Here is a 12,662-nt window from a genome sequence, read left to right as displayed (position 1 = left end):
AAAAACCGCAGCGGCCTTGTAGGGGCCGCTGCGCGCCCCAGCGCGAACAAGCTCGCTCACCACAGGGGATTTGTGTCACCACAAGATGGCTTCAGATCGGGCAGGTCACGCCTGTGCCGCCGATCCCGCAATAGCCCTGCGGATTCTTCGCCAGGTACTGCTGGTGATACGCCTCGGCGAAGTACACCGTCGGTGCTTCTTCGATTTCGGTGGTAATCGCGCCCAGGCCCGCCTTGGTCAATTCGCCCTGATAGGCCTCGGCACTGGCCTTTGCCGCCGCCAGTTGCTCCGGCGTGGTCGCATAGATCACCGAGCGGTACTGGCTGCCGATGTCGTTGCCCTGGCGCATGCCCTGGGTCGGGTTGTGCAGTTCCCAGAACATCTTCAGCAGGTCTTCGTATTTCACCTTGGCCTGGTCATACACCACCAGCACCACTTCGCTGTGGCCGGTCAGGCCCGAGCAGACTTCTTCATAGGTCGGGTTCGGCGTGTAGCCGCCGGCGTAACCGACCACGGTGCTGACCACGCCATCGCGCTGCCAGAAGCGGCGCTCGGCACCCCAGAAGCAGCCCAGGCCGAAGATCGCAAAACCGACGTCATCGAGGAACGGGCCGAGCAGCGGGTTGCCGTTGACGAAGTGCGTCTCTGGCAGCGCCATCGGGGTTTCTCGGCCAGGCAGAGCTTGTTCTTGAGTAGGCAGCACGTTTTTGTTCACCAGAATTTCCGAGCGCAAGACCATGATCAGTCCTCTCAGTCAGATTGAGTTGGGTAAGAATTCAGACAGCCAGTGTGCCCGAGTGTTACGACGCTGTCAGGCGATTGGCCCGCGCGGATAACGTTTAAGCATCGCCAGCAGCTCCGCCCCGGGGATCGGCCGGTCGAACAGGTAACCCTGGCCCACATCGCAACGGTGCCGGCGCAGAAACGCCAGTTGTTCGGCGGTCTCGATGCCTTCGGCGACCACCTTGAGCTTGAGGTTGTGGGCCATGGCGATCACGGCCGAGGTGATTTCCATGTCGTCCTGGTTGTCCGGGATCTCGTGGATGAAGCTGCGATCGATCTTGATGATGTCGATGGGGAATTTTTTCAAGTAGCTCAGTGACGAGTAGCCGGTGCCGAAGTCGTCCATGGCCAGGGTCAGGCCAAAGCTTTTCAACTGATCCAGTTGCAGGCGCGTGTCTTCGGTGGCTTCCAGCAGCAAACCTTCGGTCAGCTCCAGCTCCAGCAGGTTGGCGGGCAACTGTTCTTCCTTGAGGATCGTCGCGATCGAAGCCACCAGGTCCGGATCGGAGAACTGCTTGGGCGACAGGTTGATCGCCACCTGCAGGTTGCCCATGCCTGCGGCGGTCAGCTGCCGACTCATGCGGCAGGCCTGGCGTGCGATCCATTTGCCGATGGGGATGATCAGGCCGGTCTCTTCAGCCACGCTGATGAACTGGTCGGGGCGGATCATGCCCTTTTCCGGGTGGTTCCAGCGCAGCAGCGCCTCCATGCCCAGCAGGCGACCGCTGCGCAGGCACAGCTTGGGCTGGTAGAACACGTCCAGTTCGTTCTGGGTGAGGGCGCGGCGCAGGTTGTTCTCGACGAACAGCTTGTAGCTGGCCTCGGCATTCAACGCCTCAGTAAACACTTGTACCTGGTGTTTGCCGTTTGCCTTGGCCTTGTGCAGGGCCAGGCCGGCGTTGCGCATCAGGGTCTGCGGGTCGCGGCCATGCAGTGGCGCGCAGGCCAGGCCCACGGAGCCGGTGACGCTGATCAATTGGTTGTCGACGAACATCGGTTTGTCGAGGGTCGCCAGCAGTTGGCTGGCCACCTGCTGGCCGCTCTCCAGGTCGGTATCGTCCAGCAACACCGCGAACTCGTTACTGGCAAAGCGCGCCAGGCTGCCGCCGGTACTCAGGCTGTTACGCAGGCGGCGGGCCAGGCTGATCAGCAGTTTGTCGCCGGTCTGGTGGCCAAGGCTGTCGTTGATGCGCTTGAAATTGTCGATGTCCACCAGCAACAGGCTGATCGGGCTGTCGCTGTCACGGGCGAAGCGCTCGTCGAGGTTGCGGATGAACGCCGGGCGGTTCCCCAGGTTGGTCAGGTTGTCGGTGTAGGCCAGGCGCTCGATGCGCTGCTGGGCCAGCTTGGTCTGGGTAATGTCTTCGTAGATGCCGATGTAGTGCGTCAGCTCGCGGTTGTCGCCATACACTTTGGAAATCGACAACTGGCCCCAGTAGGGTTCGAGGTTTTTGCGTCGGCTCTTGAATTCGCCCTGCCAGCTGTTGCTCTTGGCCAGGCTCGACGGTGCATCGAAGAGCAATTCGCTGAGGTTTTCCAGCGCCGGCAATTGGGCCAGGCGGTGGCCGTGGACCTCTTCGGCGCTGTATTGGGTGATCGCGGTAAAGCTCGGGTTGACGTACTCCACCACACCGTCGCAGTTGACCAGCAGAAAGGCGTTGGCGCTTTGTTCCACGGCACGCTGGAACAGGTGCAGGGCGCTGGTGGCGGTGCGCCGGTTGTGGTTGTTGATCACCTGCGCGAACTGGTCGGCCAGCTCGCCGGCGAAGGCGATTTCGTCGGCCTGCCAGGCACGCGTGCTATGGCTTTGCTCCAGGCAAAGCACGCCGACCACCTGGCCATCGACGCGAATACTGGCGTCAAGCATGGCGTGGATGTCCTTGGCGCGCAGGTTGTCGGCCATTTCCCGGGTGCGCGGGTCGCGCATCGCGTTGGTGGCGTCGATGGCCCGGCTGGTGTGCAGGGCTTCCAGGTAGTCCGGGAAGCAGCTTGCGTCAATGGATTCGGGCAGGTGGTGCTGCTGGTCGGCGCGGTGGTAGGCCGAGATCGGTACCAGGCGCTGGCCTTCGAGGTTCCAGATGCTGGCGCAGTCGAGCTGGTAGATGTCGCAGGCGCTGCGGGTGATGAGCTCGGCGGCTTCCTGCAACGAGTTATGGGTGGTGTAGCGCTGGCGGGCCAGCAGCAGGATCAACTCCTGTTGGGCGCGCACCCGCTCCAGATGCTGCAACTGTTCCTGCTGGGCGCGCTGGTTGAGCTCCAGGGCGATCTGCAGGCGGCTGTTCTGGCTCTCCAGGTCTGCCGTAGGGACAGCGGTGGGGATTTCACTGAACAGGCCATCGACCACCATCAGGTAGCCGCGCAGCAGGTGGCGATTGTGTTGTTTGTAGGCTTCACCCATTTCCAGCAGGCTCAACGGACCGTCGCTGGTGTGCAGGGTGTAGCGCACCAGATAGTGAGGGCTGTGGGCCAGTTGCTGCTGGATGGCGTCATGCAACTGATAGCGAGCCTGGGGCTCCATCAGGCTGGCGTAAGGGGTGCCGATCAGGGCGCACAACTCGACCGCCGGCAGGCCGAATTGGCGCTCGCAGTTGGGATCGAGGTAGAGGAGGGCCCAGCTTGCCTCATTGAGCCGCTCGAAACGCAGCATACCGAGGCGCGAAGGCACCGGTAACTGCGTCACTACCTCGGCCGCCATTCGGGCGACATCGGGTTGGCTTTTCATGGGGAAACTCACTTGAAATAACGCGCACGGCGCCGGGCTCACGCCCTCTTTTCTGTTGCCTGCGGCAAGGTTGCATCATGCGGCGCGGGCTGACAAGAGAGGATGAAGGCTAAGTGCTATAAGGGTGTTATCGGCCGTTTAGGGGATTTCTGCAATCAAGACGATGGGTGGCGCATTGACGCAGCTCCCACGATCAACTGTAGGAGCAAGCTCGCTCCTACAGAGAAAGCAAAAAAAGCCCCGCCAAGTGGCGGGGTTGAGGTACGAGCGTGGCGCTCGAAAATCGTTGCAGCCAGGCCTCCCCGGTGAAGAGGAGGCCGCTGCGGCTTACAGCAGGATAGTGCGGATGTCGTTCAGCAGTTGGCTCAGGCGCTGCGTGAAGCGTGCAGCTGCGGCGCCGTTGATCACGCGGTGATCGTAGGACAACGACAGCGGCAGCATCAGCTTCGGCTGGAACGCTTTACCGTCCCACACAGGCTGGATAGTGGCCTTGGACACACCCAGGATCGCCACTTCCGGCGCGTTGACGATTGGCGTGAAGCCAGTGCCGCCAATGTGACCGAGGCTGGAGATCGTGAAGCATGCGCCCTGCATGTCGTCCGGGGTGAGCTTCTTGTCGCGGGCCTTGGCAGCCAATGCAGCGGCTTCGGCAGCGAGTTGCAGCAGGCTCTTCTGGTCTACGTTCTTGATGACCGGTACCAGCAGGCCATCCGGGGTGTCGACCGCGAAACCGATGTGCACGTACTTCTTGCGAATGATCGCCTTGCCGCTTGGTGCCAGCGAGCTGTTGAAGTCCGGCAGTTCCTTGAGCAGGTGTGCACAGGCCTTGAGCAGCAGTGGCAGCACGGTCAGTTTCACGCCGGCCTTCTCGGCCACGGCTTTCTGCGCAACGCGGAAAGCTTCCAGGTCGGTGATGTCGGCCTGGTCGAACTGGGTCACGTGCGGGATGTTCAGCCAGCTCGCGTGCAGACCTGCCGCGCCGATTTGCATCAGGCGGGTCATCGGCACTTCTTCGACTTCGCCGAAGCGGCTGAAGTCCACGGTGCGGATCGGCGGAATGCCCGAACCACCGGTAGCGCCGCCAGCAGCCGGCGCTTCCTTGGCTTTCTGCATCATGGCTTTGACGTAAACCTGCACGTCTTCCTTCAGCACGCGGCCGTGAGGACCGCTGGCAGCCACTGCGCTCAGCTCAACGCCGAACTCGCGTGCCAGTTGACGCACGGCAGGACCGGCGTGAACCTTGGCGCCGCTTGGCGCGGGTGCGGCAGCAGCAGCAGCAGGGGCTGGAGTGGCCTCGGCTTTGGCAGCAGGCGCAGGGGCGGTCGCGGCCGGAGCCGCTTCAGCCTTGGCCGCCGGAGCGGCAGCCGGTGCTGGAGCGGCAGCAGGCGCTGCGCCTTGTACTTTCAGCTTGAGGATAAAGTCGCCAGTGCCGACTTCGTCTTCCAGCTTGACCGCGATGCTTTCCACCACGCCGGCAGCCGGCGAAGGGATTTCCATGGAGGCCTTGTCGGACTCCAGGGTGATCAGCGACTGGTCGGCTTCGACGGTGTCGCCGACCTTGACCAGCAACTCGATGATCTTGGCCTTGCCCGACGAACCGATATCCGGAACGTGAATGTCCTGGACGGTAGCGGCGGCAGGTGCAGCGGCCGGGGCTGGAGCAGCCTCGGCAGCAGCGGGCTTTTCAGCGGCAGGCGCGGGTGCAGCGGCGGCGGCAGGAGCCGCCGCAGGGGCCGCATCAGCGGCGCCTTCGATTTCCAGCTCCAGCAGTTCGTCGCCTTCTTTCAGGCGGTCGCCCAGCTTGACTTTCAGGCTCTTGACCACGCCGGCCTTGGGAGCAGGGATTTCCATGCTCGCCTTGTCCGATTCCAGGGTCAGGATGCTCTGGTCGGCTTCGACGGTGTCGCCGACCTTCACAAACAGCTCGATTACTTCACCTTCACCGCTGCCGATGTCAGGTACGCGAATGAGTTCGCTCACAAAAAGTCTCCTCAGCAGTCCAGTGGGTTGCGTTTTTCCGGGTTGATCCCGAACTTGACGATAGCGTCTGCCACTACCTTGGGTTCGATCTCACCACGGTCAGCCAAGGCTTCCAAGGCTGCCAACACCACGAAGTGACGGTCAACTTCGAAGAAGTGACGCAGCTTCTTGCGGCTGTCACTGCGGCCGAAACCGTCGGTGCCCAGGACTTTGAATTCCTTGGACGGGACCCACTGGCGAATTTGTTCAGCAAACAGTTTCATGTAGTCGGTCGAAGCGATCACCGGGCCTTTACGGCCGGTCAGGCACTCTTCCACGAAGGTGCGCTGTGGCTTCTGGCCAGGGTGCAGGCGGTTGTGACGCTCTACGGCCAGGCCGTCGCGACGCAGTTCGTTGAAGCTGGTAACGCTCCAGACGTCAGCGCCGACGTTGAACTCGTCACGCAGGATCTTGGCCGCTTCACGCACTTCACGCAGGATGGTGCCGGAGCCCATCAGTTGTACGTGGTGTGCCGCTTCCTTGGTGTCTTCTTCGAGCAGGTACATGCCCTTGATGATGCCTTCCTCGACACCGGCCGGCATGGCTGGCTGCTGGTAGGACTCGTTCATCACGGTGATGTAGTAGAAAACGTCCTGCTGCTCTTCGGTCATCTTCTTCATGCCGTCCTGGATGATCACCGCCAGCTCGTAGCCGTAGGTTGGATCAAAGGTGCGGCAGTTCGGGATGGTGGCAGCCAGGATGTGGCTGTGACCGTCTTCGTGTTGCAGGCCTTCGCCGTTCAGCGTGGTACGGCCGGCGGTGCCGCCGATCAGGAAACCACGGGTACGGCTGTCGCCTGCTGCCCAAGCCAGGTCGCCGATACGCTGGAAGCCGAACATCGAGTAGAAGATGTAGAACGGCAGCATCGGCTGGTTATGGCTGGAGTACGAAGTACCGGCAGCGATGAAGGAGCTCATGGCGCCCGCTTCGTTGATGCCTTCTTCGAGGATCTGGCCCTTCTTGTCTTCCTTGTAGAACATCACCTGGTCTTTATCGACTGGCTCGTAGAGCTGGCCGACGGAGGAGTAGATGCCCAACTGGCGGAACATGCCTTCCATACCGAAGGTACGGGCTTCGTCCGGGATGATCGGGACGATGCGCGGGCCGATGTCCTTGTCCTTGACCAATTGCGCGAGGATCCGCACGAAAGCCATGGTGGTGGAGATTTCACGGTCGCCCGAGCCGTCCAGGATCGCCTTGAGGGTGTCCAGTGGCGGGGTCGGCACGCTGAAGCTGTTGGCGCGACGCTGAGGTACGAAACCACCCAGTGCAGCGCGGCGCTCGGCCAGGTAACGGGCTTCGGCGCTGTTCGGCTCCGGCTTGAAGAACGGCAGGTTCTCCAACTCTTCGTCCTTGACCGGAATGTCGAAGCGGTCGCGGAACAACTTCAGGCTGTCGACATCGACTTTCTTGGTGTTGTGCGCGGTATTTTTCGCTTCGCCGGCACCGGTGCCATAACCCTTGATGGTCTTGGCCAGGATGACGGTCGGTTGTTCTTTGTGGTTGACCGCTTCGTGGTACGCCGCGTAGACCTTGTACGGGTCGTGGCCGCCACGGTTGAGTTTCCAGATCTCGTCGTCGGACAGGTCGGCAACCATCGCCTTGAGTTCAGGCGTGTTGAAGAAGTGTTCACGGACGAACGCGCCGTCTTTGGCCTTGTAGTTCTGGTACTCGCCGTCGATGACTTCATCCATGCGGCGTTGCAGGATACCGTCGACGTCCTTGGCCAGCAGTGGGTCCCAGAAACGGCCCCAGATGACTTTGGTCACGTTCCACTGAGCACCGCGGAACACGCCTTCGAGTTCCTGGATGATCTTGCCGTTGCCGCGAACCGGGCCGTCGAGGCGCTGCAGGTTGCAGTTGATGACGAAGATCAGGTTGTCCAGCTTCTCGCGGCCGGCCAGGGAGATGGCGCCCAGGGATTCCGGCTCGTCGCACTCGCCGTCGCCCAGGAAACACCAGACTTTCTGCTTGCCTTCAGGGATGAAGCCACGGGCTTCCAGGTACTTCATGAAGCGTGCCTGGTAGATCGCCTGGATCGGGCCCAGGCCCATGGATACCGTCGGGAACTGCCAGAAATCAGGCATCAGCCAAGGGTGCGGGTACGACGACAGGCCGTTACCGTCCACTTCCTGGCGGAAGTTGTTCATGTGTTCTTCGGAAATGCGGCCTTCCATGAACGCACGGGCGTAGACGCCTGGGGAGGTGTGGCCCTGGAAGTAGATCAGGTCGCCGCCGTGTTCGTCGGTCGGGGCCTGGAAGAAGTAGTTGAAGCCGATGTCATACAGGGTTGCGCTGGAAGCGAAGCTGGAGATGTGACCGCCCAGGTCCGAATCTTTCAAGTTCGTGCGCATTACCATCGCCATGGCGTTCCAACGTACCAGCGAGCGAATGCGGCGTTCCATGAACAGGTCGCCAGGCATGCGTGCTTCGTGGGTAACGGGGATGGTGTTGCGGTATGGCGTAGTGATGGCGTAAGGCAGTTGCGAGCCGCTGCGGGTCGCGAGTTCGCCCATACGGGTCATCAGGTAGTGAGCACGGTCTTCGCCTTCTTTGTCGAGAACCGATTCCAGGGCGTCCAGCCATTCCTGGGTTTCGACGGGATCGAGGTCTTGCATGGCTTGCTCCAGGGCGGAAAGGCTACCAGAATCGGTTGCCTGAAGTTTGCGACTGGCCTTGTGGGCAGACGACATAAATTCTTGGATGGCCGAAGGTTGCTTCGGCGTCCTGTAGTTTTACTACAAATCGTCGGCCATTTCAGCCTTTCGAATGTATATACGAGTAGTAAAACTACACAAGACTGAGCGTATGGCTCGGTCTGGTTGGTGAGCATAATCGTTATTGTTGATCTTTTGCGAACAAGAAAAGGTGAAAGCTTGATGTTGGCTGCCAAAATGAAATTAATTTCAGCTATTTCTAACCTTTGTTCGACAGTCCTTCATAGAGCGTGGTTCTTGCGTTCACAGCAACAAGCCATTTACACGCCGATCAAGGATAGACCATGAGCCTTCCAACACTGGCCGAACTGCCGGCCATTCTCTTGCCAAAAGCCCAGCGGGCCGAGCAGTCATTTCGTGACGCCGTGGCCGCGCTGGACGACGATCATGGACTTTCTGCGTGGACGCCGCAACGGTGGGCCGACTTCGCCCGCGTGTGCGCGGCCAGTGATTTCGTCATTGAACAGAGTGTTCGTGACCCTTTGATGTTGCTGGAACTGGTGGCCTGGGGCGAGCTGGACCGCGGTTTTGCGCCCGGCGAGCTGTGCGGGCAAATAGCTGGCGCCGTGCAACAGGCCGAAACAGAAGACGAACTGGGCCGCGTATTGCGTCGCCAGCGCACGCGCCAGCAAGTGCGCATCATCTGGCGCGACCTGACCCGCCAGGCGGACCTGGTGCAGACCTGCCGCGACCTCTCCGACATGGCCGACGCCAGCATCGACCAGGCCTACCAATGGCTGTACCAGCGCCACTGCGTGCAGTTCGGCACGCCCACCGGGCGGCGCAGCGGCGAGCCGCAGCACATGGTCATCCTTGGCATGGGCAAGCTCGGCGCGGTGGAGCTGAACCTGTCGTCGGATATCGACCTGATCTTCGCCTACCCCGAGGGCGGCGAGACCGTTGGCGTCAAACGCTCCCTGGACAACCAGGAATTCTTTATTCGCCTTGGTCAAAAACTGATCAAGGCCCTCGACCCGATGACCGTCGATGGCTTCGTGTTCCGCGTCGACATGCGCCTGCGCCCCTACGGTTCGGCCGGCGCGCTGGTGCTCAGCTTCAATGCACTGGAGCAGTACTACCAGGACCAGGGCCGCGACTGGGAACGCTACGCCATGATCAAGGCGCGGGTTGTTGCCGGCGACCAGGTGGCCGGTGCGCAACTGCTCGACATGCTCCGGCCGTTCGTCTACCGCCGTTATCTGGATTTCTCCGCCATCGAGGCGCTGCGCACCATGAAGCAGCTGATCCAGCAGGAAGTGCGGCGCAAAGGCATGGCCGACAACATCAAGCTGGGCTCGGGTGGCATCCGCGAAGTGGAGTTCATCGCCCAGGCATTCCAACTGATCCATGGCGGCCGCGACCTCAGCCTGCAACAGCGGCCGCTGCTCAAGGTGCTCGGTACCCTGGAGGGCCAGGGCTACCTGCCGCCCGCTGTGATTGCCGAACTGCGCAATGGTTACGAATTCCTGCGCTACACCGAGCATGCGATCCAGGCGATTGCCGACCGGCAGACGCAAATGCTTCCGGACAGCCCGGAAGACCAGGCGCGCATTGCCTTTATGCTGGGGTTTGCCGACTGGGCGGCCTTCCATGAGCGCCTGATGTACTGGCGCGGTCGTGTGGACTGGCATTTCCGCCAGGTGATCGCCGATCCGGACGAAGAAGAAGGCGAAGAAAGCGAGCTGGTGGTGGGCGGTGAGTGGTTGCCGCTGTGGGAGGAATCCCAGGATGAAGACGCGGCGTGCCGCCAACTCGCCGAAGGTGGTTTCAGCGATGCCCCCAAGGCTCTCAGGGCCCTGGCCGGGCTGCGCAACAGCCCGCAACTACGCGCCATGCAGCGCCTGGGGCGTGAGCGGCTGGATGCTTTCATCCCGCGCCTGCTGGCCCAGGCCGTCGAGCACGCCAACCCGGACCTGGTGCTCGAGCGTGTGTTGCCATTGGTGGAAGCCGTCGCTCGCCGTTCCGCTTATCTGGTGCTGCTCACGGAAAACCCCGACGCCCTGCGTCGCCTGCTGACCCTGTGCTCCGCCAGCCCATGGATCGCCGAGCAGATCACACGCTTCCCGCTGTTGCTCGATGAATTGCTCAACGAAGGGCGCCTGTTCAAACCGCCGCTGGCGCCCGAGTTGGCCGCCGAACTGCGCGAGCGCCTGACGCGTATTCCGGAGGACGACCTCGAGCAACAGATGGAGGCCCTGCGACACTTCAAGCTGGCCCACCGCCTGCGCGTCGCCGCCTCGGAAATCGCCGGCAGCCTGCCGCTGATGAAAGTCAGCGATTACCTCACCTGGCTTGCCGAGGCGATTCTCGAACAAGTGCTGGCCCTGGCCTGGCGCCAGACCGTCGCACGCCACGGCTCGCCGCAGCGCGTGGACGGCACCCTGTGCGATCCTGGGTTCATCATTGTCGGTTATGGGAAAGTCGGCGGCATCGAACTGGGGCATGGTTCGGACCTGGACCTGGTGTTTATCCACGACGGCGACCCGCAGGCCGAGACCGATGGCGCCAAGCCCATCGACGGCGCGCAGTTCTTCACGCGCCTGGGCCAGCGCATCATTCACCTGCTGACCACCCAGACCAACTCGGGCCAGTTGTATGAAGTGGACATGCGCCTGCGACCTTCCGGCGCCTCCGGGCTGTTGGTCAGTTCGCTGGGGGCGTTTGACCGCTATCAACAAAATGAAGCCTGGACCTGGGAGCATCAGGCCCTGATCCGCGCGCGGGTGCTGGTGGGCAGCCAGGATGTGGGCCAGGCGTTCGAGCAAGTACGGGCTACCGTGTTGGGGCGGGAGCGGGACCTGGCGAAGCTGCGCCAGGAGGTCAGCGAGATGCGCGCCAAGATGCGTGACAACCTGGGCACCAAGGGCACGGGGGCCGGCACCGGCGCCAATGCCTTCGAAGCCACGGCGTCGTTCGACCTCAAGCAGGATGCCGGAGGTATCGTCGATATTGAATTTATGGTGCAATACGCGGCTTTGGCGTGGTCTGCGCAACATCCATCGTTGCTGCGCTACACCGACAATATCCGCATTCTGGAAGGCCTGGAGCAGGTGGGCTTGATGCCCGCCGCCGATGCCCATCTGCTGCGCGAGGTGTATAAGGCCTACCGTTCCGCTGCGCACCGCCAGGCCTTGCAGAACGAGGCCGGTACGGTAGCCGGGGATCAGTTCGCCGACGAACGGCGCCAGGTGATGCGAATCTGGAAAGAACTGGGGTTAAGTTGAGTCAACTGTAGGAGCCGGCTTGCCGGCGATGAGGCCCTTGGAATCCATGGAGATCTTTCGGACGTTATCGCTGGCAAGCCAGCTCCTACAATTGTTCGTCTCCTACAGAAAATTTCGATGCGGGGAGGCATAAGCCTCCCCGCATCGTTTGTGGAAACTACATGAATATTCTGATCGTTGGGCCCAGTTGGGTCGGTGACATGGTGATGGCGCAGACACTGTTCCAGTGCCTGAAGCAACGTCATCCCGACTGCCATATCGACGTGCTCGCCCCCGAGTGGAGCCGGCCGATCCTTGAGCGCATGCCCGAGGTGCGCAAGGCCTTGAGCTTCCCGCTCGGCCACGGTGCCCTGGAACTGGCGACCCGCCGTCGCATCGGCAAATCCCTGGCGGGTGAATACGACCAGGCGATCCTGCTGCCCAACTCGCTCAAGTCGGCGCTGGTGCCGTACTTTGCCGGCATCCCCAAGCGCACCGGCTGGCGTGGCGAGTTTCGCTATGTGCTGCTCAATGATGTGCGCACGCTGGACAAAGCCCGCTACCCACTGATGATCGAACGCTTCATGGCCCTGGCCTATGCGCCGGGCGCCGAGCTGCCCCGGCCGTACCCGCGCCCGAGCCTGCAGATCGACCCGCTGAGCCGCGACGCCGCCCTGGCCAAGTTCGGCCTGAGCCTGGATCGCCCGGTATTGGCCTTGTGCCCCGGCGCCGAGTTCGGCGAGTCCAAGCGCTGGCCGTCGGAGCACTACGCCAAGGTCGCCGAGACCAAGATCCGCGAAGGGTGGCAGGTGTGGCTGTTTGGTTCGAAGAAGGACCACCCGGTGGGTGAGGACATTCGCCAGCGCCTGATCCCCGGCCTGCGCGAAGAGGCGGTGAACCTCAGTGGCGACACGTCCCTGGCCGAAGCCATCGACCTGCTGTCCTGCGCCGACTCGGTGGTGTCCAACGACTCCGGCCTGATGCACGTGGCTGCGGCGTTGAACCGCCCGTTGGTGGCGGTGTACGGTTCCACCTCGCCGGGCTTTACCCCGCCATTGGCCGACCAGGTCGAAGTGGTGCGCCTGGGCCTGGATTGCAGCCCGTGCTTTGATCGTACCTGCCGTTTCGGTCACTACAACTGCATGCGCCAATTGCTGCCGCAACCAGTGAACGAAGCCTTGCAGCGGTTGCAGGGCTCTGCGGTCGAGGTCCGATAGT

Annotated in this window: 6 protein-coding genes; 2 read left to right on the top strand and 4 right to left on the bottom strand. The window is 62.1% G+C overall.

All coding sequences use genetic code 11. From position 1 onward, the window contains the following. Positions 1–91: 91 nt before the first annotated feature. The 4 genes from msrA to aceE form a co-directional block, all read right to left on the bottom strand. Complete coding sequence (gene msrA / locus BM70_RS0122590) at positions 92–739, bottom strand: peptide-methionine (S)-S-oxide reductase MsrA (protein ID WP_025858129.1); 648 nt, start codon at positions 737–739, stop codon at positions 92–94. 72 nt (positions 740–811) lie between these two features. Further along, a complete protein-coding gene (locus tag BM70_RS0122585; protein ID WP_025858127.1) occupies positions 812–3,505 on the bottom strand; it encodes a bifunctional diguanylate cyclase/phosphodiesterase in 2,694 nt (897 codons plus the stop codon). Positions 3,506–3,832: 327 nt separating this feature from the next. Beyond that, complete coding sequence (gene aceF, locus BM70_RS0122580; protein WP_025858126.1) at positions 3,833–5,485, bottom strand: dihydrolipoyllysine-residue acetyltransferase; 1,653 nt, start codon at positions 5,483–5,485, stop codon at positions 3,833–3,835. Positions 5,486–5,496: 11 nt separating this feature from the next. Further along, positions 5,497–8,142, bottom strand: a complete 2,646-nt coding sequence (aceE, locus tag BM70_RS0122575) for a pyruvate dehydrogenase (acetyl-transferring), homodimeric type (RefSeq protein WP_025858125.1) — start codon at positions 8,140–8,142, stop codon at positions 5,497–5,499. Between the two features lie 383 nt (positions 8,143–8,525). Between aceE and glnE the strand changes: the two genes are divergently transcribed. Both glnE and waaF read left to right on the top strand, forming a co-directional pair. Beyond that, on the top strand, positions 8,526–11,465 hold the full coding sequence (gene glnE, locus BM70_RS0122570; protein ID WP_025858124.1) for a bifunctional [glutamate--ammonia ligase]-adenylyl-L-tyrosine phosphorylase/[glutamate--ammonia-ligase] adenylyltransferase: 2,940 nt from the start codon (positions 8,526–8,528) through the stop codon (positions 11,463–11,465). A gap of 161 nt (positions 11,466–11,626) precedes the next feature. Next, entirely contained in the window at positions 11,627–12,661 is a 1,035-nt protein-coding gene (waaF, locus tag BM70_RS0122565) for a lipopolysaccharide heptosyltransferase II (RefSeq protein WP_025858122.1), read from the top strand. The last annotated feature ends 1 nt before the right edge of the window (position 12,662 follow it).

This window comes from Pseudomonas sp. CHM02 (assembly GCF_000612585.1).
Lineage (GTDB): Bacteria > Pseudomonadota > Gammaproteobacteria > Pseudomonadales > Pseudomonadaceae > Aquipseudomonas.
This window is presented reverse-complemented; position numbering and strand designations above follow the sequence as displayed.